The 26,602-nt window shown below is 70.7% G+C and carries 19 protein-coding genes; 10 read left to right on the top strand and 9 right to left on the bottom strand.

The window, feature by feature from the left end; all coding sequences use genetic code 11:
* Positions 1–6 precede the first annotated feature (6 nt).
* Complete coding sequence (locus ABEA43_RS30185) at positions 7–1,686, top strand: DUF4011 domain-containing protein (protein ID WP_345567034.1); 1,680 nt, start codon at positions 7–9, stop codon at positions 1,684–1,686.
* A gap of 2,059 nt (positions 1,687–3,745) precedes the next feature.
* Positions 3,746–5,527, top strand: coding sequence for a DUF3320 domain-containing protein (locus tag ABEA43_RS30180; RefSeq protein WP_345567033.1), 1,782 nt, complete (start codon positions 3,746–3,748; stop codon positions 5,525–5,527).
* Here ABEA43_RS30180 and ABEA43_RS30175 read toward each other — a convergent pair.
* Both ABEA43_RS30175 and ABEA43_RS30170 read right to left on the bottom strand, forming a co-directional pair.
* The gene (locus tag ABEA43_RS30175) at positions 5,448–6,317 is read right to left on the bottom strand and encodes a hypothetical protein (RefSeq protein ID WP_345567032.1); all 870 of its coding nucleotides are present in this window, start codon (positions 6,315–6,317) and stop codon (positions 5,448–5,450) included. The genes ABEA43_RS30180 and ABEA43_RS30175 overlap by 80 nt on opposite strands.
* Before the next feature lie 100 nt (positions 6,318–6,417).
* A complete protein-coding gene (locus ABEA43_RS30170; RefSeq protein ID WP_345567030.1) occupies positions 6,418–7,563 on the bottom strand; it encodes a serine hydrolase domain-containing protein in 1,146 nt (381 codons plus the stop codon).
* Between the two features lie 177 nt (positions 7,564–7,740).
* Between ABEA43_RS30170 and ABEA43_RS30165 the strand changes: the two genes are divergently transcribed.
* Positions 7,741–8,925: an MFS transporter gene (locus tag ABEA43_RS30165; RefSeq protein ID WP_345567028.1), complete on the top strand. Its 1,185-nt coding sequence runs from the start codon at positions 7,741–7,743 to the stop codon at positions 8,923–8,925.
* A gap of 66 nt (positions 8,926–8,991) precedes the next feature.
* On the top strand, positions 8,992–10,254 hold the full coding sequence (locus tag ABEA43_RS30160) for a PP2C family protein-serine/threonine phosphatase (RefSeq protein WP_345567026.1): 1,263 nt from the start codon (positions 8,992–8,994) through the stop codon (positions 10,252–10,254).
* Between the two features lie 53 nt (positions 10,255–10,307).
* Here the strand turns inward: ABEA43_RS30160 and ABEA43_RS30155 are convergent, their stop codons facing one another.
* Positions 10,308–12,629 (bottom strand): M20/M25/M40 family metallo-hydrolase, encoded by a 2,322-nt coding sequence (locus ABEA43_RS30155; protein WP_345567024.1) that lies wholly within the window; start codon positions 12,627–12,629, stop codon positions 10,308–10,310.
* 105 nt (positions 12,630–12,734) lie between these two features.
* Here ABEA43_RS30155 and ABEA43_RS30150 point away from each other — a divergent pair, with 105 nt between their 5' ends.
* Both ABEA43_RS30150 and ABEA43_RS30145 read left to right on the top strand, forming a co-directional pair.
* Positions 12,735–13,313: an ArsR/SmtB family transcription factor gene (locus ABEA43_RS30150; protein ID WP_345567022.1), complete on the top strand. Its 579-nt coding sequence runs from the start codon at positions 12,735–12,737 to the stop codon at positions 13,311–13,313.
* Positions 13,314–13,521: 208 nt separating this feature from the next.
* Positions 13,522–14,679 (top strand): GH12 family glycosyl hydrolase domain-containing protein, encoded by a 1,158-nt coding sequence (locus ABEA43_RS30145; protein WP_345567020.1) that lies wholly within the window; start codon positions 13,522–13,524, stop codon positions 14,677–14,679.
* 29 nt (positions 14,680–14,708) lie between these two features.
* On the opposite strand, the gene ABEA43_RS30140 is transcribed toward ABEA43_RS30145, so the two are convergent.
* Entirely contained in the window at positions 14,709–16,532 is a 1,824-nt protein-coding gene (locus ABEA43_RS30140; protein WP_345567019.1) for an ABC transporter ATP-binding protein, read from the bottom strand.
* Positions 16,532–18,361, bottom strand: a complete 1,830-nt coding sequence (locus ABEA43_RS30135; protein ID WP_345567017.1) for an ABC transporter ATP-binding protein — start codon at positions 18,359–18,361, stop codon at positions 16,532–16,534. The genes ABEA43_RS30140 and ABEA43_RS30135 overlap by 1 nt, the downstream gene beginning before the upstream one ends.
* 346 nt (positions 18,362–18,707) lie before the next feature.
* On the opposite strand from ABEA43_RS30135, the gene ABEA43_RS30130 reads away from it, so the two are divergent.
* The 3 genes from ABEA43_RS30130 (at position 18,708) to ABEA43_RS30120 (ending at position 21,689) form a co-directional block, all read left to right on the top strand.
* Entirely contained in the window at positions 18,708–19,706 is a 999-nt protein-coding gene (locus ABEA43_RS30130) for a DUF8094 domain-containing protein (RefSeq protein WP_345567015.1), read from the top strand.
* Between the two features lie 126 nt (positions 19,707–19,832).
* On the top strand, positions 19,833–20,384 hold the full coding sequence (locus ABEA43_RS30125) for a hypothetical protein (RefSeq protein WP_345567013.1): 552 nt from the start codon (positions 19,833–19,835) through the stop codon (positions 20,382–20,384).
* A gap of 12 nt (positions 20,385–20,396) precedes the next feature.
* On the top strand, positions 20,397–21,689 hold the full coding sequence (locus tag ABEA43_RS30120) for an ArsB/NhaD family transporter (protein WP_345567012.1): 1,293 nt from the start codon (positions 20,397–20,399) through the stop codon (positions 21,687–21,689).
* Here the strand turns inward: ABEA43_RS30120 and ABEA43_RS30115 are convergent.
* A complete protein-coding gene (locus ABEA43_RS30115) occupies positions 21,682–22,140 on the bottom strand; it encodes a DUF1348 family protein (RefSeq protein ID WP_345567010.1) in 459 nt (152 codons plus the stop codon). The two genes, ABEA43_RS30120 and ABEA43_RS30115, sit on opposite strands and share 8 nt — an antisense overlap.
* 81 nt (positions 22,141–22,221) lie before the next feature.
* Here ABEA43_RS30115 and ABEA43_RS30110 point away from each other — a divergent pair, with 81 nt between their 5' ends.
* A complete protein-coding gene (locus tag ABEA43_RS30110; protein WP_345567008.1) occupies positions 22,222–22,776 on the top strand; it encodes a TetR/AcrR family transcriptional regulator in 555 nt (184 codons plus the stop codon).
* Here the strand turns inward: ABEA43_RS30110 and ABEA43_RS30105 are convergent.
* The 3 genes from ABEA43_RS30105 to ABEA43_RS30095 are packed head-to-tail and all read right to left on the bottom strand — an operon-like array spanning position 22,748 to position 26,558.
* Positions 22,748–25,021: a xanthine dehydrogenase family protein molybdopterin-binding subunit gene (locus ABEA43_RS30105; RefSeq protein ID WP_345567007.1), complete on the bottom strand. Its 2,274-nt coding sequence runs from the start codon at positions 25,019–25,021 to the stop codon at positions 22,748–22,750. The two genes, ABEA43_RS30110 and ABEA43_RS30105, sit on opposite strands and share 29 nt — an antisense overlap.
* Positions 25,018–26,061, bottom strand: coding sequence for an FAD binding domain-containing protein (locus ABEA43_RS30100; RefSeq protein ID WP_345567006.1), 1,044 nt, complete (start codon positions 26,059–26,061; stop codon positions 25,018–25,020). Before ABEA43_RS30100 ends, ABEA43_RS30105 begins: the two co-directional genes overlap by 4 nt.
* The gene (locus ABEA43_RS30095; protein WP_345567231.1) at positions 26,058–26,558 is read right to left on the bottom strand and encodes a (2Fe-2S)-binding protein; all 501 of its coding nucleotides are present in this window, start codon (positions 26,556–26,558) and stop codon (positions 26,058–26,060) included. The genes ABEA43_RS30100 and ABEA43_RS30095 overlap by 4 nt, the downstream gene beginning before the upstream one ends.
* Between the last annotated feature and the right edge of the window lie 44 nt (positions 26,559–26,602).

Below are 26,602 nucleotides of genomic sequence, written 5' to 3'. Positions count from 1 at the left end.
CGCTGCATGAGACTACAGTTCCGGCAACTCTTGACCTCATCCCCCAGCGAATGGCTCACGATGCAGATCGCCGACGACCGGCTGAAGACCGTCCTCCGCAACTGGCGTGACTCGCTGATCGACCTGAGCGGCAGGAACCGCCTGCTGAACTTCAGGCACACCCGGTCGGCCACCCTGGAAATCGAGTCACCTGACGCGACGGCGCTCCTGCCAGGGCTGGCCAAGGGCTGGCGATTCGCCGACATAGAGGATGCCGGCACAGAGGATGAGGCAGGCGACCGACCGGGTCTCAAGGCGATCAGCCCCGCTCGGGTCGGCGAGATTCACACGCAGAAAGCAACTCAGGCGACGCTCGACGGAGCACTCCGCAAGTTGTTCCGTGATTCGCACCAGGTCTTTTCCGACACCGGTCTTTGGGTGCTACAGCTCGGCGCCGGCTTTCTCGACTGGAGTGAGGACGGCGGCACCACTTTCTCATCGGCGCCGCTGTTGCTGGTTCCCGTCATGCTCGAACGCGGCGCCGACGGCTTTCGCCTCCTGGTGGCCGAAGACGAGGACATGACGGCGAACCCCGCCCTCGCCGTCAAAATGGAACAGCTCGGCGTCGCGTGGCCCGCCGCCGAACAATTCGAGGATTTGGCCGGCGCCATCGCCGCGGTGCGCCACGCCGTCGCGGGACAGCGCACCTGGACGGTGAGCGAGCGGGTGGTGCTCGCCACGTTCCAGTCTCACAAGGAGGCCATGTACCGCGATCTGCTGGACAACGAGTCCACGATCATGGCCAGTCCTCTGGTGCACGCCATCGGCCTGGGCCCGCACGCGAGCATGGATCTGTCGGCCCTGGACTTCGATCCGGTCAGGCTCGACGAGCTCGACGTCGTCCAGCCTCCCGAGGAGACGCCGCTGGTGCTCGACGCGGACTCCTCCCAGCGGCAGTGCCTGGCCGCGGCGCTGGCGGGCCGTACATTCGTCATGGACGGCCCGCCCGGCACCGGCAAGAGCCAGACGATCGCCAACGTGATCGCGGCCCTCCTGCACGCGGGGCGCACGGTCCTGTTCGTCAGCGAGAAGGCCGCCGCCCTCGACGTCGTGCGCAACCGGCTGGAGCACGTCGGGCTGGCGTCGTTCCTCATGCCGCTGCACTCCCACAACACGAGCCGCAAGCACGTCGCTCAGGAGCTCGGACGCGCGCTCGTCGAGAGGCCCAGGGCCCGCGGCGCCGGGCCGGCCAGGCAGCGGGCCCGGAGCCTGCGGCTCGAGCTCACGGAGTACGCGGCGGCGATGAACGAGGTCCGGCGGCCGTTGGATCGTTCCCTCTTCGAGATCATCGGCCGGCTGAGCAAACTCGATGACATCGTCTCCCTCGCTCCCGGCTCGCAGTTCCGGCCGGGCAGCCTCACCACCGCCCAGCTCGACACGATCCTCGGCGCCGCCGGGGAGGTGTCCCGCGCATGGCGACCCGTCGCGGACCGGGAGTCGTTCCCCTGGAGGGATCTGGAGACGGCGGAGCCGCCCGCCCGTACCTCGATCGGCTGGCAGAAGAGACCACGCTCCTGCGCCGAGCCGTCGAGCGGCACGACAAGCTCGCCCGGCCGCTGGGGTTCGACGATCTCTCGTCCATCACCGCGCTCATCGCCCTGCTGGACCTTGCCGCGTCCCGCCCGCCGGTCCCTGCTCGCTGGCTGAGCGAGCACAATCTGGCGGACATCCGCCGCGAGCTATCCGATTTCAGCGCGCGGAGGGATCGGTTGCTCGGCGTCGAACAGAGCGCCGAGCGTGCGATCGGCCCGGCCTGGCGCACGCTCCCGGGCAACCTCGTCTCGGACGCGCCGGAGGAGGAGACGCTGCTGGCCTCCCGCCAGGTGCCGGGGATCGAGGTGGCGGCGCTGACGGCGCAGCAGGCCAGGGCCACGCGGCAGAGTTTCGGCGACCTCGCGGTCATGCTGCGCCGGCACCGCGAGTCCCTGGCCGGCATCGCCACGGCCTATGGGGTGCCGGCGCCCGCGGACTTCGACCAGGCGGCAGACCTCTGCGAGCTGGCCGCGCTCTCCGTGGCCGTCCCGCGACCGGAGGCGAGCTGGCTGGAGGCCCGTGCGCGTGGCTATGCCCGGCAGGCTGCCCAGGAGCTGGACCAGGCCCTCACCGAGCTGAAGGCCGCGCGCGCCAGAGCGCAGGGGCTCTTCCGCGAAAGCGTCCTCACCGATCCTGGCCTGCCGGGTCTCGCCCAGCAGTTCGCCGAGGACTATCGCGGCCTGTCGAAGCTCTCGGCCGCTTACCGGAGGGACAAGCGAGCGGTCGCGGGGCTGACCGTCAGCGGTACGTGGACCAAGGTCGTCACCGAGCGCCTCCATGAGGCGCTCCAGTGGCGGCAGGCGCACGAGAGGGCCCAGACCGCGCAGCGGCAGTACGCCCGCCACCTCGGCGGGTTCTGGGCGGGCGAGGACACGGACTTCGAGGCCGTACGGCAAGGTCTCGACCTCGCGGAACGGTGTGATGCGCTCGCCGGGACAGGACGAAATGGCAAACTCCTCGCCGATCAGGTGGCACGCGAGGGCAGGCCGAACACCGCCGCGTACGAAAGCGCCATGGAGATCCAGCGAGACCTCCAGAACTGGAGGGCCCGTCTCACCCCGGCTCCACGCGCCGGCGGCCGCCCCGCGCTGGCGCTGCTCACCTTGGCCGAAGCCGCGGAATGGTACGAGGCCCACCTTCCTCCGCTGGAGGCCGCGGCCGACGTCGCGCAAGCTGTGGACGGTGTTTCGCATCATGCGCCGATGAGTCTCGGGCAGGCGCGTCAGGCCATCGAGCTGACTCGGCGGGCGCGGGCGGAACGGGAGGCGTTCCAAGAGCATCAGGAGACCGATCGCGCGCTTCTGGGGCCGCTCCATCAGGCGGAGCGCACGTCGCCGGCCGCCATCGAAGAGGCGCTGGCATGGGCGCGCGCAGCCAGGACGATCGCCACGGCGGGCATGTCGGCGGAGGTCGCGGAGGCGCTGCTCGAATCGCTGCCCGATCCCGAGCTCACCGCTCGCTGGAACGCCTGGCGTGACGCCGTGACGCGCCTGGTCGCGCTTTGGGGCGCGGGCCGGCGGGACACGATGCGGGCCGCGTTCACCGCCTCGTTCGCGGAGACCACGGACATGATCGCCAGGTTGCGGGCCGACGGCAACGGCCCCGACGAATGGCGCTCGTTCCAGCGCGGACGGGGGGTGCTGGCCGCCGGCCACCTCGATGACCTCATCGACCGCGCGGCCGCTCAGGGCGTCGGCGGCAGGCAGTTCGTCCGGCTCGTGGAGCGAGTGGTGCTGCAGGCGTGGGCCGACCATCACCTCATGACCGACCCCCGGCTCGGGACGGGCATGGCCACCCAGCGTGACGCGCTCGTCGAGGAGTTCCGCAAACTCGACAAGGAGCTCATCGACGCGGCCTACGCTCAGGTGATCGAGGTCTGCAACGCACGACGTCCCAACCCCCAAATGGGGCGCGCGGGCATCATCCGGCGCGAGTCGGAGAAGAAGAGCCGTCACATGCCTGTGCGGAAGCTGCTGGCCTCGGCGGTCGAGACCGTACAGCTGATCAAACCGTGCTTCATGATGAGCCCGCTCACGGTGAGCCAGTTCCTGCCGCCCGACTTCACGTTCGACGTGGTCATCTTCGACGAGGCGTCGCAGGTGCTTCCGCATGACGCGATCAACTGCGCGTGTACCGGGGCCGATCATTGATCGTCGCCGGCGACCAGAAACAGATGCCTCCGACGAACTTCTTCGGCAGCGCGGAGGCAGAGGACGGCGAGTACGACGAGGACGTCCCCGACTCCTTCGAGTCGCTGCTCGACCTGTGCAAAGCCAGCGGCGTGATTCCCAGCCTGCCGCTGCGGTGGCACTACCGGAGCCGACACGAAGACCTGATTGCCTTCAGCAACCACGAGTTCTACGACAGCGGCCTGATCACCTTCCCCGGCGCCTACGAGAGCGGCCCCGACGTCGGCGTACGCTTTCACCACGCGAACGGCGTCTACAGCCGGGGCGCCGGGCGCGACAATCGCATCGAGGCGGAGGCCGTTGCGCAGCTGGTCCTCGGCCACTACGCCGCTCATCCCGGCCGCAGCCTGGGGGTGGTCGCCATGTCGGAGCCCCAGGCCCGCGCCATCGAAGAGGCGGTCGAACGCGCTCGTGAGTCCCGGCCCGACCTGGACGCCTTCTTCACCGGCGACCGCCTCGACGGGTTCTTCGTCAAGAACCTGGAAACCGTCCAGGGCGACGAGCGCGACGTCATCATTCTCTCCGCCGGCTACGGTCCCGACCAGCATGGCAAGCTCAGCATGAACTTCGGGCCGCTCAACAAGGCCGACGGCTGGCGGCGGCTCAACGTGGCCATCACCCGTGCCAGGTACCGCGTGGACGTCGTGGCGTCGTTCACCGCCGCGCACGTCCCGGACAGCGACAACGTCAGCCGCCAGCACTTCAAGCGCTACCTGGAGTACGCCGAGCGCGGGCCGGCGATCCTCGCCCAACGGGTCGTCGCCGAAGTGGCGTACTTCGAGAGCGACTTCGAGGAGTCGGTCGCGGCCGTTCTCAGCGGGTGGGGATACGACGTCGTTCCCCAGGTCGGGGTCGCGGGCTTCCGGATCGATCTGGGCATCCGTCATCCGGATCAGCTCGGCCGCTACGCGATCGGCATCGAGTGCGATGGCGTCATGTATCACTCCTCGCCGGTCGCGCGAGACCGGGACCGCCTCCGTGACCAGGTGCTGCGCGGTCTGGGCTGGGAGCTGCACCGCATCTGGAGCACCGACTGGTACCGCAGCAAGGGCGACGCGGAGCGGCGGCTTCGCGCCGCGGTGGAGGCGGCGGTCGAGAAGCACCGCGTACTCGCCCCCGCCCACCCCGCTGCACCGGTGGAGGAGCCGCTGTCCAAGGTCGAGATGGAGGCGATAGCGGACGCTCCCGACCGGTCGTGGTCGGTGCCGTATCGCAAAGCGGAGGTACGGCTCCTTCAGAGCGCGCTGCCCGAGATGCATCTATCCGACGCGCAGCCGCTGATCCAGCACGTGTTCATGCAGGTCCTCGATGTCGAGTCGCCCATTCATCGCGACCAGCTGTACCTGCGCACCAGGGACGCTTGGGGCGTCAAGCGGCTCGGCGAACGCATTCAGGCCAACTTGGACGATGTGCTCGGACAGCTGCGAGCATGTGGCGAGGTCCTGCTCGACCAGGAGTTCGTCTTCCGCCGGGGTGGGGCGGTCGTCGTACGTGTTCCTGGCGACGGTGTCGAGAGGAAGATCGCGCATATCGCGGCGGCCGAGCGCGAGGCGGCCATTTTGGCGCTCATCGGGGAGTCCCCTGGGATCAGCGAAAATGACCTGGTCACGGAGGTGTCCCGCTTCTTCGGCTGGCGTCGCAGCGGCCCCGAGATCACCTCCACCTTGGGGAAGGATCTTCGGCGGCTCAGCCGGGAGAGATACCTCTCCGCCGACTTGGACCGGATCGTCCTGCTCCGCGACGGTGATCGTCCCGGCGGCTTCTGACGGTGTCGTTCTGGTCCCAGATGAGGGGGCGGAGGTCCGCCGGCGAAGTGGACGGCGGTGCGGTGGCGAGGACCTCCTCGCGGGAGACCTTGGCGACCGACACACGCCGCCGATAGTCCGTGAACGTCTGCACCTCGCCCTCCGCCCGGCACAGATTTCCGTCCGAGCCCGCCAGCCCGGTGTACGACATGCCGTCGTAGGCGTAGTCCGCCATCACGACCACCGAGACGGCCCAGCTGCGCAGCAACGAGGAGGTGGCCTGTACGCGGACCAGGCCGCCGAGCTGCGCCACGTCGGCGCGGCGATAATCGTCCCCCGGCGGATGCCAGCTCTGGTCGGCCAACCAGGCGCGCCGCTCCCGCACGGCCTGGTCGAGGCCCCAGGTGTGCCAGCGGACGGTGCCGGACGGCGGACCGGGTGCGGCGCAGCGCCGGGCGAGGTGCCGGGCGGTCCGCGCCGGAAGATGGGTCAGGTCGGCGGGGACCAGCGCGACGGGGTCGCCGGGCTCGGCGTCGAAGGGGTTCGGGTCGATGAACCGCCGGTCGATGACGACGAGCGTGCCTGGCCGCCGCTGGTAGGACAGGCCCCAGAGGAGACGGCCGAGCAGGAGTGCGCCGTGCGGGTCGGAGAGGACGTGCCAGGTCTCGTGGTGGTGGTTCGTGGAGAACCTGGCGCGGGTGCCGGGCCTGAGGGTGATCACCTGGTAGTCGCGGAGGTCGTGCCGGTGCAGCTTGAGGCGGTCGCCGGCCTCGCGGGCGGTGGAGGGGCGGGGGTGCTTACGCGTCGGCACGGGTCACGCCCTCCTTGCCTTTCCGGTCATGGGATTCATGAAAGCGTGCCGCGTACGTCGTGATCAACGGGATTTCCCGCGAATGCACGCGGCCCCGACGTCAGAACCGCGTGCACAGGACCATGTCGAGCGTCTCCTCGACGTGCTCGCGGGCGGGCAGGCTGGCGGGCAGCTGGGTGACGGCGATGGCGGCGGCCCGGCCGTCCTCGGTGACCGCGTTGGTGGTGTAGTAGCCGGGGATCGCCCCGCCGTGGCCCCAGGCGGTGGCGCCGCAGGTCAGCTTGATGCTGCTCAGGCCGAGACCGTACCTGCCGCCGGTGCCGAGCATCGGGGCGTCGACGGTGGTGCGCATCTGCTTGAGCTGCTCAGGCTTGAGCAGCTTGCCGCCGATGAGCGCGGTGAAGAAGCGGTTCAGGTCGCTGGGGGTGGAGATCATCTGCCCGGCGGTCCACGCCTGGGCCGGGTCGAACGTGGTGACGTCCGTCAGCGGCTTGGCCGGGTCGTCGCGGTGGTAGCCCTTGGCGTGCGGACTGGGGAGGCTCTCGTCGCGGGGGCTCGGGAAAGAGGTGTGGCGCAGGCCGATGCGGTCGATCGTGCGCTTGGTGATCTCCTTGCCGGCCGGGTGACCGGTGACCTTCTCGATGAGCATGCCGGCGACGATGTAGTTGGTGTTGGTGTACAGCCATTTGGCGCCGGGGGCGAAGACGGCCTTCTTCTTCAGGGCCATGTTCAGCAGCTCGCGGGGCTTGAAGTGGGTGTGCTGGTAGGGCAGGACGCCCTTGGCCAGGAAGTCGGTGTACTCGGGCAGGCCGCTGGTGTGCTGCAGGAGCTGCCGCACGGTGATCCGCCGCCCGTCGATGCCGTCCCCGCGGAGCAGACCCGGCAGGTACGTCTCGACCGGCTCGTCCAGCTTGACCTTGCCCTCGCCGACCAGTTGCAGGACGGTCACGGCGGTGAAGGTCTTGGTGTTGCTGCCGATGCGGACGTACCCGTCGGCCGGCGCCTTCTGCTTGGTCTTCAGGTCGGCGACACCGGCGGCGAAGTCGTTCGTACGCCCGTCACGCCCCCGCACGGACGCCAGCGCGGCCGGGAACTTGTCCTCGTGCACCAGCTCGGCCAGGCTGATCTGCACGATGGGGTCGAGGCCCGACTCCGCCTGGGCGGCCGGGGCGCTCACCACGGTGGCGGCGACGGCGGTGGCGAGCACGGAAGCGGCGGTCCAGCGGGCGGTACGTGAAGTGATCATGCGATAACGCTATGGCTGGTTCTGGGGTCGCATCGATCCCGTACGCGGCACTTCCGGGGTAGTGACAGCCCTACCCCGGATCCTCCGCACACCCCCCGGAATCAGCGGGAGCTCTCTACGTCCCGCACCGAATAATTCGGTTGTGTCCGGCGGCACCGGGCTGATGGGCTGGGCGTCATGGCGCGCGCCCATGGGGGCCGGCGGGTGGCCAGGGCGTTCCTGATCTGGACCGGTCTGCGGGCCGCCGCCCATCGGGGCTACGTGCTGACCTCCAGCCTCTACTTCGTCGTCTCCGCCCACCTCTCCCCCGTGCAGCTCCTGCTGCTCGGCACCGTGATCGCCGGCACCATGCTCATCTCCGACATTCCCACCGGCGTGTGGTCGGACGCGGCCGGTCGCAGGTGGCCGCTGGTGCTCGGGCACGCGTTCCTGGCGGCGGGGATGGTGGTGACCGGGCTGGTGACCGGCTTCGCGTGGATCGTGGCGACGCAGGTGGCGTGGGGGCTGGGGTGGGCGTGCCTGTCGGGGGCCGAGGTCGCCTGGCTCACCGACGAGCTCGACCGGCCGGACCGTACCGCCCGGGTGCTGATGGCGGCCGCGCGCTGGGATCTCGCCGGCGGAGCGGCGGGCATGGTGGTGTTCGGGGTGCTCGGGTGGGCGGCCGGCCTGGCCACCGCGATCGTGGTGGCCGGTACGAGCATGGCCGTTCTGGGGTTGTACGTGGCCGTGGCCTTCAAGGAGCGGCACTTCACTCCCGTACGCGAGCGGCGGTGGACGATCTTCCGGCGCGGGTTACGACTTTCCTGGCGGGACCACGAGATCCTGCTCGTGCTCGCCGCGACCACGATCGTCAACGGGGCCGGGATGGTGGCCTGGCTGTTTCCCCGGCGGCTCGTCGAGCTCGGCTTTCCCGGCGATCCCACGCTCTGGTACACCGCGCTGGGCATCCTCGCGGCCGCGGCCGGGGTCGTCGCGCTGCGGGTGGTCCAGGCGCGCATCGACGGCGCGGGGGTGGCCCGGCGGGTGTACGCGCTGTCCTGCCTGCTCGGCGCGGGCGCGCTGGTCCTGCTGGCCTGGGCGCCCGGTGCGCTCGCCGGCGCGTTCGGCGTGCTCGTCGTGAGCGGGATCGCGTTCAGCCTGACGCGGGCGGTCGGCGTGGTCTGGGTCAACCGGCGTACGACGAGTGAGGTGCGGGCGACCGTGCACTCGTTCCTCTCCCAGGCCGAGACCGGCGGGGAGATCGTCGGCGGGATCGCGCTCGCCGCTCTCGCGCAGGCGGCGGGCACGCCGGCGACGCTCGCGGTCGCGGGCGTGCTGATCGCGGGCGCGGGCGTCATGGTGGCACGGTGCCGGGCCGGGTAGACCGCGAGGTCACATGCGGGCGGGCGGCTCACCCTTGGGCCGGGCGACGTGGGGTAGGAGTCACGCATGGGAGAACGTCCGGAGACAGGGGGCCCACCGGCGCGCGGCGACGGTGAGCTGATGCTGGGCGGCCTGCTGGACGCCAACCACACGACGTCGATGGAGGACCTGGCGGGCACGGTCACGGCGCATGCGAGCATGGTCGGCTTCTCCCAGATCATGATCTACGTGACCGACCTGCAACAGCTGGTCTTGGTGCCGCTGCCGGGGCAGTCGGACGAATCCGGCCGCCCGCTGGAGCCGATCAGGATCGACACCACGCTGGCCGGCCGCGCCTACCGCATCGTGGAGGTCGTACGCGCCCGGCACTCGGCCGACGGCTCCGCCGATGCCGCCGAAGGCGAGGGCCGGCGGCTGTGGCTGCCACTGCTGGACGGCACCGAGCGCGTCGGCGTGCTGGGCGTGACCGTGCCCGTGGGCGACGCGATCGACGAGCGGCGGGCCAGGCAGCTCGCGTCCCTGATCTCGGTCCTCGTGCTGAGCAAGCGCCCGCACAGCGACTCCTTCGCCCGGCTGACCCGCAGGCGGCCGATGAGCCTGTCGGCCGAGGTGCTGTTCAACCTGCTGCCGCCCGGCACGTACGCCACGGACGACGTGGTGGTCAGCGCCGCGCTGGAGCCCGCGTACGAGGTGGGCGGCGACGCCTACGACTACGCGCTCGACAGCGACACGCTGCATGTGTCGATCTTCGACGCCATGGGGCACGACACCTCGGCCGGGCTGACCGCCACCATCGCCGTGGGCGCGTGCCGTAACCAGCGGCTGGAGGGAGCGGATCTGCCCACGGCGGCCGAGGCGATCGACGCGGCGATCGCCGATCAGTTCGTCGGCCGCTTCGCCACCGGCATCCTGGCCGATCTGAACGTGGTCACCGGATGGCTGAGCTGGGTGAACCGGGGTCACCATCCCCCGCTGGTGCTGCGCGGCGGACGATGGGTCGCGACCTTGGGCAGCGAGCCCGACCCGCCGATGGGCTTCCGGATGAGACCGTCCACGGGGCTGATCGGCTACCAGTTGCAGCCGGACGACCGGGTGCTGTTCTACACCGACGGGATCATCGAGGCGCAGAGCCCGGACGGGGAGCTGTTCGGGCTGGAGCGGTTCATCGACTTCATCATCCGCCACGAGGCCGACGGGCTGTCCGCGCCTGAGACGCTGCGCCGGCTGATCCAGGCGATCCTGCTGCACCAGCGCGGCCGGCTCCAGGACGACGCCACGGTCCTCATGGTGGAGTGGCGCAGCCGGCGGCAGCGACGTCTGGTCCTCTGACGACGGGCCGCTCACCGCGAGGATTTCAGGACGACGACGAGCGTGCCCCAGCGTCAAACGGCGAAGGCCTTGGTGACGGAGATCTTGGTGTCGCCGAGGAACAGCCAATCCGGTGGGGCGATGAAGCCGGGGAGGGCGGACATCTCACGGGGATCCGGGTTCACGTCGGTGACCCGCAGCCGGACCTTGCCGCCGGTGTCGCCGGTGTCGCCGGTGACCTTGACGGCCAGCGACACCTCGACTCCCGCCGGTCCCGAGGCGTGGAAGACGAATCCCGCCGGATCGGCCGTTATGGAGCGGCCCTCGACGGTCAGCGAACGCACCGTCGCGGTGTCCCCGTCCACCCGCAGGCCGACCGTGTTCGCGCCGCGCTCGGAGCGGATCCGGACGCGCAGGGTTCGCACGCCCTGCCGGGTCGTGTCCGCGAGCACCCGTAGCGAGGGCGCGGGCAGCGCGGCGGCCTTCGCCGGGCTGAGCAGCTTGGACCCACCGCCCCACAGCTCCGCCACCGGCTGGCCGGTCGCGTCGGCGCCGCCGTAGCGGCGGGCCCACCGGTCGGGCGCCTTCGAGGTCAGCCAGACGGCCTCGCCGGTGTCCGCGTCGAGGCCGTACGCCAGGCTGGTTCGTCTCGGGTGCTCCTTGTCGATCGGCTCGACCAGCAGGCCCGCCGCCACCAGGCTGATCGAGACGACCAGCGCGGTCAGCGGGATCAGCGGGGAACGCCTGCGCGGCCAGACCATCTCGATCAGCGGCAGCAGGAGGCCGCCGAACAGGATCACCAGTGGCATCGGGGCGTAGCCCGCGTACTGCAGGCCCGTCGGCAGCAGGTTCCACGCGCTGGGCAGCAGGATCAGGGCACCCGGCACGAAAGCGGCGGCCAGGATGAGGACGCGCCACCGAGGCGGGCAGCGGAGCGCGGCCAGCCCGCCCAGCGCCGCCCCCAAGGCGGGCCAGGCGGCGAGGTGCGACGCGCCGGGCAACACGATGCCGAGTCCGAGACCGATCAGGGCGGCCCAGGTCAGCATGCCCAGCGCCAGTTCGGCGGCGCCGACCCGACGGCGCAGCAGCGCGTACCAGGCGACCAGGATCGTGCCCGCGAGCATCAGGACGGCGAGCCAGAACAGCTCCGGCCGATACGGCGTCGTGGTGGCGGTTCCGCTGAATTCGGGACGGATCACCTTGAGCAGATCCCAGAAGAAGAGACCGGCGCCCACCCCGAGTCCGATCGGGATCAGGGCGAGCGCGGTGCCGAGGAGCGTGCGCCGGAACGTGACCACGCCCCGGCGGCGGGCCAGGAAGATCAGTGCCAGTGCCGCCAGCAGGGCGGCAGCGCCCAGCAGGGAGGCCGCCCAGGTCGGATAGCGAACCAGCAGGCCGGGCGGGAGGTTGAAGTAGACCAGGTCGTTCCCCGTGGTCAGCCGTGCCAGGTCGGTGCCGCCGAACGCGCGCACGAGCGCCAGCGTGTTGTCGCCCATCTGCTGCAGCGCCGCGAGATCGACGTGCGCGGGGTCGTCGAGAACGCTGTGGTACAGGGTGCCCGCGTTGGCGTAGGCGGAGTCGAGCACGGCCATCCCGCCGGGTTTGAAGGCGGTGAAGTCGGTGTCGTTGTTGAGCAGTTTCATGAGCTCGGCGTACACGGAGTCGGCCACGGGCATGGGCGCCGACGATCCGAACATGGAGATCAGGCCGGAGTTCGACTCCGTGGTCCGGAACATCAGCACCGGCCCCTTGGCCCCGCGCGCCTCGTTGTTGAGCACCACGCTCCGCCCCTTTGCGAGCGGGTGCTCCGCGACGAACGCCTCCGAGCCCAGCAGCCCGGCCTCCTCGGCGTCGGTGATGAGGAACACGACGTCGTTGCGCAACCGTGTGCCGTCCGCGACCAGCGCCCTGGCCGTCTCGATCGCGCTCGCGGTGCCGGCCCCGTCGTCGTTGGCGCCCGGTCCCTCGGGGACCGAGTCGTAGTGGGCGGTGACGAAGACTCGGCCGGTGGGAGCGGTCCCGGGTATCACGGTGACGATGTTGAAGACGCGCCCGGCGGTGATGGGGTCGCCCTGCTCGTCGATCGGTGAGACGCCCACCGCCTCGTGCACCTCGGGCCGCAGGCCCAGCCGTCGCAACTCGCCGACCAGGTAGTCGCGGACCCGGGTGTGCTCGGCCGTGCCGACGGGGTGGGGTTCGACGGCGAACCGCTCGACCTGGGCGAAGGCCCGCTGCGCGCTGAACTCCCTGGTAGGGGCCCCGGCCGGGCTCACCGCGGTGGGGGTGGTGTCCCTGATCGCGCCGATGGCGATCAGCAGGAGCACGCACAGGGCCATCAGTCCGGCAGCGAGTAAGCGCCGCCCCGATGTGTGCTCGTCTGCGGCCACTGATGTCATCGTTCACTCCCGTGCCTTATGTCCCCTGGGCGGACATCGGAGTATTGCAGAAAAAATGCTGCAGCGAAAATTCTGCAATGTCGCGGAGCGTTGTAAGATCGCAGGGTGGCGAACAGACCCGCGGTCCGGCGGCTCAGTGATCCAGGTGCGCACAAGGCGCTCGGCCATCCCCTGCGCCAGCGGATCCTGCGACATCTCGGCGTCCACGGCCCGGCCACGTCCACCACGCTCAGCCGGGCGCTCGGCGAGAACACCGGGACGCTCAGCTATCACCTGCGCCAGCTTGAGCACAACGGGTTCATCGAAGAGATCCCCGAGCGGTCGACCGGGAGGGAGCGCTGGTGGCGGCAGATCAGCGCCGACCTGAGGTGGCCCTCGGCGGGTGAGGCGCGTGAGATGGACGAGGAGTCGCGGCAGCTCCTCGACGAGATCACCGAGTTCAAGGTCGAGGAGGAGCTGGAGCTCGCCCGGCGCTTCTTCACCGACCACCGGCGGTACGGCGAGTGGGCGCGGGCGTCCCGCGGGCTCACTCACATGACCAGCGAAGAGCTCGGCGAGTTCTTCGAGGCGTACATGGAGCTGCTGTCCAGGTTCCGCCGCACGCAGGAGGACGCGTCGCCCGGCGCGCGGCCGGTGTTCCTGCGGTTCTTCACGATGCCCGCCACCGAGGACCCGCCGTCCTGACACCTGGGGATCGCCCCTGAGAGCTCACCGCTTCGGGGTGAGCGGCTATGGGCGGGCCCTTCGGTTCCGGGAGGTGAAACTTTCACCTGCCGAGAACCGGCCACGAGCTGGGCCTTTCCACCCGCGCAGCAGCCGCCGCCTTGTAGTTAGTTTGTCGATACGCCTAACTATGGGGACATGTAGCCGGGCACAGAAGGAGTGTTGCGCGATGAGCGTCGGGAGATTACGCACGGCCTTGGCCGCCATCGCCGCCATGGTCGTGGCGGCCGGGATCCTCACCGCCACCGGCGCCCAGGCGGCCGTCGGATGCCAGGTGACCTACACCGTCCCCACCCAGTGGTCCGGCGGCTTCACCGCGAACGTCGTCGTCAAGAACCTCGGCGACCCGATCAGCGGCTGGACGCTGCGGTGGTCATTCGGCTCGGGTCAGCAGGTCACCTCCGCCTGGAAGGCGACGGTCGCGCAGAGCGGAAGCGCGGTCACGGCGACCGACGCGGGCTGGAACGCCGCGCTCGCCACCGACGCCGCCACCGACTTCGGCTTCAACGCCACCTGGAACAACTCCGCCAACGCCGTGCCGGCCGCCTTCACGCTCAACGGCGTCACCTGCACGGGCAGTACGACACCCGGCCCCACGCCGACGGTGACCCCGACGCCGCCCACCTCGCCGCCACCGACGGGCCAGCTCTGCAACGCCTTCGACTCCGTGACCATGGGCAAGTACTGGGTCAACAACAACCTGTGGGGCCAGAGCTCCGGCACCGGAACGCAGTGCGTGTGGGCGGGCTCGACCAGCGGCAACACGATCTCCTGGGGGACGAGCTGGAGCTGGTCGGGGCAGAGCAACCAGGTCAAGTCGTACGCGAGCTCGGTGCTCGGCTGGCACTGGGGCTGGAAGCTGACCAACACCGGGCTGCCCGTCCAGGTCTCCGCCAACCGCAACGTCAACACGAGCTGGAACTACAACGTCACCCTCCAGGGCAGCAACACCATGAACGTGGCCTACGACCTGTGGCTGCACACGATCGCCAATCCCACCTGGGAGAACAATCCCACCGACGAGGTCATGATCTGGACCTATCGGGCGGGCGGCGCGGGACCCGTGGGCACCCGCCAGGCCACGGTCACCATCGGCGGCACGACCTGGGATCTCTACCGGGGCAACATCGGCTGGGAGGTCTACTCCTTCGTCCGCACCGGCAACACCACCAGCGTCAGCCTCAACCTCCGGGACTTCCTCAACGACCTGGTATCACGGGGCTGGCTGGCCAGCTCGAAGTATCTGACCAGCGTCCAGGCCGGCACCGAGGTCTTCATCGGCACCGGCAGGCTGGACACCACGTCGTACTCGACGAACGTGAGCTGAATCGATCCGCCCGCCACCATCGGCGGGCCTCAGCTGCCGCCGACGGGGACGAAGCCGGAGCCCGCGCGGTAGTTGGGCGACTGGTGCCGGAAGTAGGTGTTGTAGACCTGGCAGTAGCGGCCACCCCGCGCCAGCAGCGTGGCGTGGTCGCCCTCCTCCACGATCCGCCCGTGATCGAGCACGATGATCCGATCGACGTGCTCGATCGTGGACAGCCGGTGGGCGATGACGATCGAGGTGCGGCCGGCCAGCACCACGTCGAGCCCTTCCTGGATCTGGGCCTCGGTCAGCGGATCGACGCTGGCCGTCGCCTCGTCGAGGACGACGATCGCCGGATCCTGGATGAGCAGGCGGGCCAGCGCGACGAGCTGGCGCTGGCCCATCGACAGGGCGCGGCCGTGCTCGCCCACGTCCGTGCGCAGCCCGTGGGGCAGGGCCTCGATCCAGTCGCCGCCCCCGACGGCCGCCGCGGCGGCGAGCACCTCGTCGTCGTCGGCCTCCGGCCTGGGGTAGCGGATGTTGTCGGCCACGGTGCCGCTGAACAGGAACGGCGCCTGCGGCACCGCGCCGATCTGCCTGCGGTAGCCGGGCAGGTCGAGGGTACGGATGTCGCGGCCGTCGATCAGCAGGCGGCCCTGCTGGAACTCGTAGAAGCGGGTGATCAGCTTGCTGAGCGTCGACTTGCCCGCGCCGGTGTGGCCGACGAGCGCCACCGTCTCCCCCGCCTCGATGAGCAGGTCGAAGTCGCGCAGGACGGGATGGGCCGGGTCGTAGCCGAAGGTGACGCCCTCGAACTCGATGCGGCCCGCCAGCTCGCCCGCGGGCTGCGCGTCGGTCTGCACGACCCGGGGCTCGGCGTCGATCAGCGCGAAGACCCGCTCGGACGCGGACAGGCCCTGCTGGAACTGGGACCAGAAGGCGGCGATGGACGTCAGCGGGAACCAGAAGAGCGAGACGCCCTGGAGGAAGAGGTACCAGTCGCCGGCTGACAGGCCGCCGCCGAGCACCGCCATGCCGCCGAGCTGGACCAGGGCGACCGTGGCCAGCCCGGCCACGAGGAAGAGCACGGGGAAGATGGCCGAGAAGACGAACCCCTGCCTGAGCGTCACGTCGTAGCTCTGCCGGTTGATGGGCCGGAACTCGTCGTAGACCTGCTGCTCCTGGCGGAAGTTCTTCGCCACCGCGATGCCGCCCATGGTCTCCTGGAGGTTCGCGTTGACCCGGCCCAGCGAGCGCTGCGCCCGGCGGGTGCTGGCCCGCGCCAGGCGGCGGAAGAGCAGCGCCAGGCCCACCACGATGGGCACCACCAGCAGCGTCAGCAGGGCGAGCTCGACGCTGCGCAGGAACAGCAGGACCGTGACGAAGCCGACCATCAGCACCTGGCTGATCAGGTCCATCGTCAGCGTGGAGACCGCGGCGAAGTCGTCGGTGTCGGACGTGACCCGGCTGACGATCTTGCCGGACGGCGTCTCGTCGTAGAACGACAGGTCTCGCTCCAGCACGGCGTCGAAGGCGTCCTCGCGCAGGCGCAGGACGACGTCGCCGGTGACCCGCGAGCTGTTGCGCTGGCGGACGTAGTTGAACACCCAGCCGAACGCCCCGGCGATCAGCATCCCGCCGGTGAGCAGCCACCACACCTCGCCGATCGTGCCGTCGGCGATCGCGTCCACGCCCCAGCTCGCCACCAGCGGCATGGCGGCCTGGCTCATCGACGACAGCACGATCATGGTCGCCACCAGGACCATCGCGCCCAGCTTCGGCCGGAAGTAGGACGTGATCCGGCGCAGCAGGTCACGGTCGTTGTAGGTGCGGTCGTAGTCTTCCGCGTCGAGGCCGTCCATGATGAAGCCCATCAGCGCAGCCCTCCCTGCTCGCCGGCCAGCACCGGGGTGTCGGTCTCGCCGTCCACGCCCGCCTCGTCGTAGTGGGCGAAGATCCGCCGGTAGAGGCGGCTGCGTTCGATCAGCTCGTCGTGCGTGCCACAGTCGACCACCTCGCCGCGCCGCAGCAGCAGCACCTTGTCCGCCCATCGGATCTGGGAGAGCCGGTGAGTGATCAGCAACGTCGTACGGCCTTCGAGGATGCGGCCGATCGCCTGCTGGATCAGGTCCTCGGTGGCGGAGTCGATGGCGCTGGTGGAGTCGTCGAGCACGAGGATGGCCGGATCGGTCAGCAGCGCCCGCGCGATGGCCAGGCGCTGGCGCTGGCCGCCCGACAGCGTGACGCCGCGCTCACCGATCACCGTGTCGTAGCCGTCGTCGAGCTCCGCCACGAACTCGGCGGCCTGCGCGTCCTCCGCCGCCCTGACCACGGCCTCGCGGTCGGCCCGCTGGCCCATGCTGAAGGCGATGTTCTCGGCGACGGAGCGGGAGAACAGCACGATGTCCTGCTCGATGGTGGAGATCTGGGAGCGCAGCGAGTCGAGGTCCCAGTCGCGTACGTCCACGCCGTCGATCAGGATCCGGCCGGAGGTGACGTCGTAGATGCGCGGGACCAGCTTCGTCAGCGTGCTCTTGCCCGAGCCGGTCTCGCCGACGATCGCCACCGTCTCGCCCGGCCGCACGGTGAACGACACCCCGCGCAGCACCGGCTCGCCCTCGTCGTAGCCGAACGTCACGTCGTCGAAGACGATTTCCCCGGTGATCGGCGCGGTGTGCCTGTCGGCCCGCTGCTCCAGCTCGGCCTCGGCGCCGATGATGCCGAGGATCCTGCGCGCGGAGGCGATGCCGATCTGGATCAGGGAGAAGGTGAAGGTCGACATCTGGGTGGGGAAGCCCAGCATGGCCATCAGGCCCATGAACGCCACCAGGTCGCCGACCGTGAGCGCGCCCGTGCCGTGGAGGTAGAGGCCGTGCCACATCGCGCCCGCCATCGCGAAGGCGAACAGCAGGGTGGGCAGGTAGCGGGCCTGGACCAGGCCGTTGCGGACGAAGGAGTCGCGGTAGTGGCGGGCGTGGGTCCTGAAGCGCCGCCGCTCCTGGCCCTCCTGCGCGGTCACCTTGATGACCTCGATGCCGCGCACCGCCTCGTTGAGCGAGGCGTTGAGATCGCCGAACTGCTCGCGCATGCGCGTGGCCACCGGGTTGAGCCGGCGCATGTAGTGCCACAGCGCGAAGAAGAACAGCACCGCGAAGATGCTCGGCACCAGCAACAGCCGCGGGTCGATGGCGGCGATGAAGAAGAACGGCACCACGCCCTGCAGCCCGGAGTCGACGACCAGGTCGAGCCCCGGTGTGACCATGATGGACAGCTGCCGGATGTCGTTGGCGGCGCGGGCCATCAGGTCGCCGACCCGCTGCCGGTTGTGGAAGGTCTGGCTCTTGCCCAGCAGGCTCACGTAGAGCTCGTCACGCGCGTCCCGCTCCAGCCGCTTGGCCAGCACCTCGCTCGACAGCCGGGCGACCAGGTCGAACACTCCCCTGGCCGACACGAGCGCCAGCATCGCCAGCGCGACCGGCCACAGGGCGTCGGCCGGATCGCCTCGCTCGCCCAGCACGGCGTCGAAGGCGTCGCCGGTGAACTGCGGCACGGCCGAGTTGAGCGCCACCATGACCAGCGAACCACCGAGGAACCCGGTCAGATGCAGCACATGGCGGCGCAGATGGGACCAGAGCCAGCGAACCGGGCCACGCCGGCTGTAACGCGGGCCTTCGACGGAGAACTCCGAGCTGCTGCTGGTCACGGGCGATCCCCCTGGCGGCCGGGTGGCTGGACATCGAAACTGTTTTCTATCACCGGGCTACGACAAAATCCCAGTGCTTTTCCGCGTGCCGAGCGGACGATCTCCAGCTCACCGGCCGTCTGAGCTCGTACCAGGACGCCGGGCTCCCGGCCGCTGTGTCGGATTCACGACATGACGGGATCCCGCCTTGGACCTTGAACGGCTCCTGCCGCACGCCGACGTGCGCCGCGACGTCGTACTCATACGAACGGGCTGCTGACCAGCGCACAGGACCCGTACGGTATGGGATGAACCCGGGGTGCCGATGGCCGCGTACAGCATGGCAATCGGCATCCCGGAGACCATCATGACCATCCGTCGGCCATCTCTCGTGCTCGTCGCGGCGCTGTCCCTGCTCGCCCTCCCAGCCTGCAACGCCGCCGGCGGCGGGCAGTTCGCCGCCCGCCCCTCGCCCACCGCGAAACCGGTGGGGGTGGTGACCGTGGCCGAGGCCAGGAAGATCCTCGCTCGCTGGGACAGCGAGGAGAAGAAGGCCGAGCTCGATCGAGCCGCGGACTTCACGGGCGCGGAGGCCGGGCTGCTGGCGGAGATCACCAAGGCCACGGCCCTGCTCCTCAGGGCGCTCGGTGAGCCCGTCGAGACGTCCCACGAGGCCATCGTGAAGCCCCGCTTCGCCATCCCCGCGAAGGGGGCCGCCGATCCGCCCTGGTTCATGGCCGACTTCACCCGCAAAGGCGCCAAGTACTGGGGTCAACTGATCTTCCAGCAGACGTCCGACGGCTGGCGGGTGGTGGCCCGATCCAGCACGTCCACCAAGTCCCGGATCCCGGCCCCCGCCCGCGATGGGAACGGCCTGGCCACCGTGCTCGCCCCCGACGCCAAGACCGGGCTGCCCGCCTCTCCGCGGCAGATCGCCCAGGCGCACGCGCGCATGCAGGCCACCTTCGGCCAGGACCCGCAGGCCCGCCGGTTGTTCACGGCCGACGCCAAGCCCAGGGTGAATGCCCGCACGCTCAAGGATCAGCGGCAGTCGCTACGGAAGGACCTGAAGTGGAACCTGAAGGTCGGCGCCCAGCCGACGCAGGAGCTCTTCACACTCAGGGCCGCCAACGGAGGCGCCCTGATCTGGTATGGCCTCAAGCTGAAGCAGGTCTACTCCGTCACCCCAGGCGCCGGCTGGATCGCCTTCACCGACCGTCCGTCCGCCGCGGTGAGCCACGGGAAGCGCTTCAACAAGAAGGCCGTCATGTCGGAGGGCGCCATTCACCTCGCCGTCGTGGGCCGATCGGGCCAGGTTCAGGTCCCCACCGTGTATCACGCCTCCTTCTCCATCACCGGATCCTGAGCCCGCCAACGAGCCCGCGAACGGCCGATCGCCTGATCCCCGCGGACCCCCAGGGCTATGGTGGTGCCGGGCCACCGCCGAGCGAGCATCCACCGGCGGTGCAGGGCGAGGGATGCGGAAGTCTTCATGAGCGAGCACGTCATCACCAGCGGAGGCGGCGACGCCCCCGACGGCACCCACCACTCCTACACCTGCTCCTGCGGCCACCCGCTCGACGACCGCGACGCCGCCGCCAGGCACGCGGAGGAGACCGGCCGGTGCACGGCCTGCCTGGGGTCAGGGACGAACGGGTCGAACGGCACGAACGGCACGAACGGCACGAACGAGGCGAACGACGCGAACGACCCGAACCGCTGCGGGGCCTGTGACGGCTCCGGCAGGGCGAGCGCCGGGACGTTCCGTGCGACGGTCACCGAGGAGTTCGTGCAGGACGTGGCGGCGCTGCTGCCGGCGGAGTTCGGCCTGGACGACGTGGTGCGGCTGGTCGGCGAGCGCATGCTGGAGGCCGTGGGGCACGGCGGGGTCCAGGCCGTCGTGTCGGTGTCGGCGGGCCTGGTCCGCTATCTGGAGGTGTGCGGGCAGATCGTGCTCTGCACCGCACCCGACTACGTGCCCGGCGAAGGCGTCCGGCAGACCTACGGCGACCCCAGGTGGATCCGGCTCCCGCAACAGCGCTGATTAGATGAGGGAGTGACGGTTACGGCGTGGGCGGCGGTGGCCGTCTTCCTCGTCTCGTACACGCTGATCGCCACCGAGAAGGTGCACCGGGTCGCCGCGGCGCTCGGCGGCGCCGGGATCATGCTGGTGATCCACGCCACCGGCGCGGGCGCGGCGTTCTTCGACCAGCACTCCGGCATCGACTGGAACGTCATCTTCCTGCTGCTCGGCATGATGATCATCGTCGGGGTGCTGAAACAGACGGGCGTCTTCGAATATCTCGCCATCTGGGCCGCCAAGCGGGCCGGCGGACGGCCGTTCCGGCTCCTGGCGCTGCTGATCGTCATCACGGCGTCCGCCTCGGCGCTGCTCGACAACGTGACGACCGTGCTGCTGATCGCGCCGGTGACGTTCCTGGTGTGCGAGCGGCTGGCCCTGCCGGTGGCGCCGTACCTGATCGCCGAGGCGATGGCGTCGAACATCGGCGGCACGGCCACCCTCATCGGCGACCCGCCGAACATCATCATCGCCAGCCGCGGCGCCCTGAGCTTCAACGACTTCCTCGCGCACCTGGCGCCGCTGATCGTGGTGCTGGTGGCGGTGTTCGCCGGGCTGTGCAGGTGGTTGTTCCGCAAGTCGTTCACGTACGACCCCGAGCGGGCCGCGGAGATCATGGCGCTGAACGAGCGCGAGGCCATCGCGGACCACCGGCTGCTGCGGCAGTCGCTGGCGGTGCTGGCGCTGGTGATGGCGGCGTTCGTGCTGCACCCGATCCTGCACTACGAGCCGTCGGTCGTGGCGCTGCTGGGCGCCGGGGTGCTGGTGGCGGCGACCAGGGTGACGACCGAGGAGGCCATCGCCGAGGTCGAGTGGCCGACGCTGGTGTTCTTCGCCGGCCTGTTCGTCATGGTCGGGTCGCTGGTCGAGACCGGGGTGATCCGGCAGATCTCCGAGGCCGTGGCGCACGCCACCCAGGGCCGGCTCGCGCTGACCACGATGCTGCTGCTGTGGGGCTCGGCCGTTCTGTCCGCCGTGGTGGACAACATCCCGTACGTCGCCACCATGAGCCCCATCGTCGCCGACCTCGTCCAGGCGGCCGGCGGCAACGAGCACGCGCAGGTGCTGTGGTGGGCCCTGGCCATCGGGGCCGACCTGGGTGGCAACGCCACGGCCGTGGGGGCGGCGGCCAACGTGGTGATCATCGGCATCGCGGCCCGCAACGGCACCCCCATCAGCTTCTGGCAGTTCACCAGGTACGGGCTGGTCGTCACGTTCGTGACCGTGGCGCTGGCCACGCCGTACCTGTGGCTGCGTTACCTCATCTGAGCGGCAGGACGTCCACCCCGCGCTCGTCGTCGCCGCGCGGGCCGAAGATGCGCCGCTCGGCCTCCGTGATCGGCACGTCGTTGATGCTCGCCTCCCTGCGCCGCATCAGCCCCGAGGCGTCGAACTCCCACTGCTCGTTGCCGTAGCTGCGCCACCACTGCCCCGAGGAGTCGCGGGACTCGTACTGGAAGCGCACGGCGATCCGGTCGCCCAGCACGCCCCAGAGCTCTTTGCGCAGCGCGTAGTCCCGCTCTCTCGCCCACTTTCGGCTCAGGAACTCCCTGATCTCCGCGCGCCCGGTCAGGAACTCGCCGCGGTTGCGCCAGACCGAGTCCTCCGTGTACGCGAGCGCGACGCGGTCGGGGTCACACGTGTTCCAGGCGTCCTCGGCGGCCTGGACCTTGACGCGGGCGCTCTCCTCGGTGAACGGCGGTACGGGCGGGCGGGACATGGCGCCTCCTCGGCGAGTGGAGAACGGTCGTTCTCCCCGATAGTCTAGAGAACGACCGTTCTCCGAGGCAAGCGAGGGGCCATGGAACACGCCGAGCGGCTCCTGGACGCCGCGGGAGACCTCTTCTACCGGCGCGGTGTCCAGGCGGTGGGCATGGACGAGGTCAGAGCCGCGTCCGGCGTGTCGCTCAAGCGGCTCTACCAGTGCTTCCCCTCCAAGGAGGCGCTGGTCGTAGCGTATTTGGCGCGGCGCGACGAGCGGTGGATGTCCTCGCTCACCCGGCACGCCGGAGCCGCCGCGCCACAGGATCGGATCGCGGCCGTGTTCGCGTGGCTGGAGCGGTGGTTCGGCGAGGACGACTTCCGCGGCTGCGGGTTCGTCAACGCCTACGCCGAGCTGGGCCCGTCGTCGGAGGCCGTCAGGGAGGTCGTACGGCGGCACAAACAGCGCCTTCGCGACTTCCTGCGCGAGCTGGCCGCGAACGCGCGCGACCCCGACGACCTGGCCGGGCAGTTGCTCGTCCTGGTCGACGGGGCCACGGTCACCGCCATGCTCAGCCCCGAGGACGGGGCCGAGGCGGCGCGGGCGGCCGGGCGGGCCGCCGCGCTCATTCGGGCAGCAGCTTGTCCAGCGTGATCGGCAGATCGAGGATCCGCCGGCCCGTGGCATGCCGTACGGCGTTCGCCACCGCCGCCGCGACGCCCGTGATGCTCACCTCGCCCACCCCGATCAGGCCCAGCGGCATGGTGGGGTCGGGGTCGTCCAGGTAGTGCACGTCGATGCGCGGGATGTCGGCGTGCACCGGCACGTGATACTCGGCCAGGCTCGGGTTCACGATCCGGCCGGTGCGGTGATCGATCAGGGTCTCCTCCGACAGCGCCATGCCGATGCCCATCACGATGCCGCCGCGCAGCTGGCCCGCCGCCGTCTTCGCGTTGATCACCCTGCCGACGTCGAACACGCCCAGCCAGCGCGACACGCGTACCTCGCCGGTGTCCTGGTTGACCCGCACCTCGCAGAACTGGGCGCCGGACGCCGCCTTCACCCAGCGCCTGCGGTCGCGCAGCGTCTTCGCCAGGAACCTGATCATGCCCGTGCCGCCCGACGCCTCCAGGTGGTCGCGGCCGGCGCGGGTCAGGATCTCCGCGTACGTCTCACCGGTCCCGCCCTGGTAGAGCCCGCCGTCACGGGCTTCGAGGTCGGCCGGTCGCAGCCCGCGCAGCGGTGAGCCGGGCGAGCGGCGCGCCAGGGCGTGCACCGCCTGCTTCAGCTTGCGCGTCGCGTCCACCAGGCTCGCGGCCACGCTGGCGGTCTGCATCGAACCGCCCGCGCCAGGGGCGTCCGGCAGCTCGGAGTCGCCGTACTCGACGCGTACGGACTCCAGCGGCACCCCCATCTCGTCCGCGGCGATCTGGGCCTGCACGGTGGCCGCGCCCATGCCCATCTCCTGCATGGCGCAGCGCACCACGACCCCGCCGTCCGCGCCCAGCCGCACGGTGACGTCGGCGGGCATCTGCCACGCCGGGTGGTACGCCGTGGCCACCCCCATGCCGACCAGCCATTGCCCGTCCCGCATGGACCCAGGCCGCGGGTCGCGCTCCCGCCAGCCGAACCGTTCCGCCCCCTCCGCGTACGCCTCGCGCAGCATCCGGTGCGCGAACCGCTTGCCGTCGAGGGGGTTGCGCTCGGGCTCGTTGCGCATGCGCAGCTCGATCGGGTCCATGCCGAGGTCGAAGGCCAGCTCGTCCACGGCGGACTCCAGCGCGAACGTGCCGATCGACTCCCCCGGGGCGCGCATGTAGGTGTTGGCGAGCAGGTCGAGCTGGACGAGGCTCTGGCGCAGCCGGATGTTCTGGGCGTCGTAGAGGTGGCCGGAGGCGGCGGTGATCTGCTCGGGGCCGCCGCCGGTCCTGCCGGTCCTGGCCACGCTGGTGTGGATCAGCGCGGTCATCCGCCCGTCCTCGTCCGCGCCGAGCGCGACCCGCTGCGTGGACGGGGTCCGGCCGCCGACCGTGTGGTAGACGCCCTCGCGGGTGAGCGCCAGGCGCACCGGGCGCGCGGTCGCCCGCGCGGCCAGCACGGCGAGCAAGGTCCCCGCCCAGACCATCGACTTGCCGCCGAACGCGCCGCCCACGTAGGGGGACAGCACCCTGATGCCCTGCTCGGGCACGCCGAAGCGCAGGGCGAGGTGCTTGCGGAGCCACGCGATGCTCTGCGTGCCCTCGTGCACGGTCAGCCGGTCGCCGTCCCACACGGCGGTCGTCGCGTGCGGCTCGATCGCGTTGTGGTTGTAGGGCGGCGTGCTGAAGTGCAGGTCCACCGAGACCGCCGCGGCGGCCAGCGCCGCCTCCGCGTCCCCCTTCGTGGCCGCGGCCGACTGCAGCGCGCTGCTCTTCTGCGGGACGGCGTTCGGCTCCTCGGACGCGAAGTCCACCACGGCGGGCAGCTCCTCGTACGTCAGCCGCACCAGGCGTGCCGCATGCCGCGCGGCCTCCGGCGTCTCGGCGACCGTGACCGCCACCGGCTGGCCGTTCCAGTGGACCTGGTCCGTGGCCAGGTAGTTGACCGACGTGCCGGTGGCCAGCGAGCTGGGATTGAGCAGGCTGACCGAGGGCGGCGGCTTCATCGCGGGGGCGTTCTCGTGGGTGAGCACCTCGATCACGCCGGGCACGGCCCTGGCGGCCTCCGTGTCCACGCCGACGATGCGGCCCCTGGCGATCGTGGCGTGGACCAGCGCGGCGTGGGCGAGACCCGGGTAGCGGTGCTCCGCCGCGAAGCGGGCCTCGCCCGTGGTCTTGGCCCGGCCGTCGAGCCGGTCGATCGGCTGGCCGACGTACTTGACGCCGGTCTTCTGCTCGGTCTCGGCGTACTTGGTGGTCATGCCGCGTCCCCTCCGGCGTCCCTTCCTGCGTCCCCTCCGGCGTCCACTGCGGTGCCGCCTCCGGTGTTCAGCTCGCGCAGCGTGGCCACGATCGTGGCGCGCGCCAGCCGGACCTTGAACGCGTTGCCAGGACGGACGGCCGCGGGCGCCAGCTCGGCCTGCGCCGCCCGGTCGAAGGACTCCTCGGTCGCGGGCGCGCCGGTCAGGATCCGCTCCGCCTCCGTGGCCCGCCACGGCTTGGCCGCGACGCCGCCCAGCGCCAGCCGGGCCCGCGTCACGACGCCGTCGCGCACCTCCAGCGCCGCCGCGACCGAGACCAGGGCGAACGCGTACGACGCCCGGTCGCGCACCTTGCGGTAACGGGAGTTGGCCGCCGCCGGCTCGGGCGGCAGCTCGACCGCCGTGACCAGCTCGTCGGCGGCCAGCGTGGTCTCGACCTCGGGGGTGTCGCCCGGCAGCCGGTGGAAGTCGGCCAGCGGGATCCGCCGCGTGCCGCGCACGCTCTCCACCTCGACGACCGCGTCCAGCGCGGCCAGCGCCACGCACATGTCGGAGGGATGCGTGGCGATGCAGCTCTCGCTCACGCCCAGAACGGCATGCGAGCGGTTGAACCCGCCGAGCGCGTCGCAGCCGCTGCCCGGCTCGCGCTTGTTGCAGGCCGAGGCGTGGTCGTAGAAGTACGGGCAGCGGGTGCGCTGCAGCAGGTTGCCTCCGACGGTGGCCATGTTGCGCAACTGCGCGGAGGCGCCGGCCAGGATGGCCTGCGACAGCAGCGGATAGCGGGTGCGCACGCGCGCGTCGGCGGCGAGGACGCTGTTGCGCACCAGCGCGCCGATCCGCAGGCCGCCGCCGGGCAGCTCGTCCACCCCGGCGAGCGGCAGGTCGCCGAGGTCGACCACGGTGTCGGGGAGCTCGATGCCCTCGCGCATCAGATCGACCAGGTTGGTGCCCCCGCCGAGGAACTTCGCGCCCGGCTCCGTGGCCACCGCGCGGACGGCCTCGCCGACGTCGGCGGGCTTGACGTACGCGAACGGTCTCATCGTGCCTCCTGCCCCGCGACGTCCTTGATGGCGTCGACGATGCCGTTGTAGGCGCCGCAGCGGCACAGGTTGCCGCTCATCCGCTCTCTGATCTCCTCGTCGCTCAGCCCGGCGTCGTGGCCCGCCGGAGTCCCGGTCACGGCGCTGGGCATGCCGGCGGCGTGCTCGGCCAGCATGGCGACCGCCGAGCAGATCTGGCCGGAGGTGCAGTAGCCGCACTGGAACCCGTCGTGGCGGATGAACGCCGCCTGCATCGGGTGCAGGTCCTCCCCCTGCGCGATCCCCTCGATCGTGGTGATCTCCTTGCCCGCGTACTGGACGGCCAGGGCCAAGCAGGCGTTGATCCGCACGCCGCCGGCGATCACCGTGCACGCGCCGCAGGCGCCCTGGTCGCAGCCCTTCTTCGGACCGGTCAGCCCGAGGTGGTCGCGCAGGGCGTCGAGCAGGCTGACCCACGGCTCCACGTCGAGTTTCTCGACGACGCCGTTCACCCGCATCCGTATCTCGGTCACGCGCTTCCTCCCAGCGGATTGCGTCCGTT

The organism is Nonomuraea rosea (assembly GCF_039539705.1).
GTDB classification, from domain to species: Bacteria; Actinomycetota; Actinomycetes; order Streptosporangiales; family Streptosporangiaceae; genus Nonomuraea; species Nonomuraea rosea.
The sequence above is the reverse complement of the archived record's forward strand: the minus strand, read 5'-3'. Positions and strand labels throughout refer to the sequence as shown.

Coding starts and splice junctions, on each gene's coding strand:
- ABEA43_RS30185 (WP_345567034.1), top strand. CDS start 7: ATGAGACTACAGTTCCGGCAACTCTTGACCTCATCCCCCAGCGAATGG.
- ABEA43_RS30180 (WP_345567033.1), top strand. CDS start 3,746: ATGCCTCCGACGAACTTCTTCGGCAGCGCGGAGGCAGAGGACGGCGAG.
- ABEA43_RS30170 (WP_345567030.1), bottom strand. CDS start 7,563: ATGATCACTTCACGTACCGCCCGCTGGACCGCCGCTTCCGTGCTCGCC.
- ABEA43_RS30165 (WP_345567028.1), top strand. CDS start 7,741: ATGGCGCGCGCCCATGGGGGCCGGCGGGTGGCCAGGGCGTTCCTGATC.
- ABEA43_RS30160 (WP_345567026.1), top strand. CDS start 8,992: ATGGGAGAACGTCCGGAGACAGGGGGCCCACCGGCGCGCGGCGACGGT.
- ABEA43_RS30155 (WP_345567024.1), bottom strand. CDS start 12,629: ATGACATCAGTGGCCGCAGACGAGCACACATCGGGGCGGCGCTTACTC.
- ABEA43_RS30145 (WP_345567020.1), top strand. CDS start 13,522: ATGAGCGTCGGGAGATTACGCACGGCCTTGGCCGCCATCGCCGCCATG.
- ABEA43_RS30140 (WP_345567019.1), bottom strand. CDS start 16,532: ATGGGCTTCATCATGGACGGCCTCGACGCGGAAGACTACGACCGCACC.
- ABEA43_RS30130 (WP_345567015.1), top strand. CDS start 18,708: ATGACCATCCGTCGGCCATCTCTCGTGCTCGTCGCGGCGCTGTCCCTG.
- ABEA43_RS30125 (WP_345567013.1), top strand. CDS start 19,833: ATGAGCGAGCACGTCATCACCAGCGGAGGCGGCGACGCCCCCGACGGC.
- ABEA43_RS30115 (WP_345567010.1), bottom strand. CDS start 22,140: ATGTCCCGCCCGCCCGTACCGCCGTTCACCGAGGAGAGCGCCCGCGTC.
- ABEA43_RS30110 (WP_345567008.1), top strand. CDS start 22,222: ATGGAACACGCCGAGCGGCTCCTGGACGCCGCGGGAGACCTCTTCTAC.
- ABEA43_RS30105 (WP_345567007.1), bottom strand. CDS start 25,021: ATGACCACCAAGTACGCCGAGACCGAGCAGAAGACCGGCGTCAAGTAC.
- ABEA43_RS30100 (WP_345567006.1), bottom strand. CDS start 26,061: ATGAGACCGTTCGCGTACGTCAAGCCCGCCGACGTCGGCGAGGCCGTC.
- ABEA43_RS30095 (WP_345567231.1), bottom strand. CDS start 26,558: ATGCGGGTGAACGGCGTCGTCGAGAAACTCGACGTGGAGCCGTGGGTC.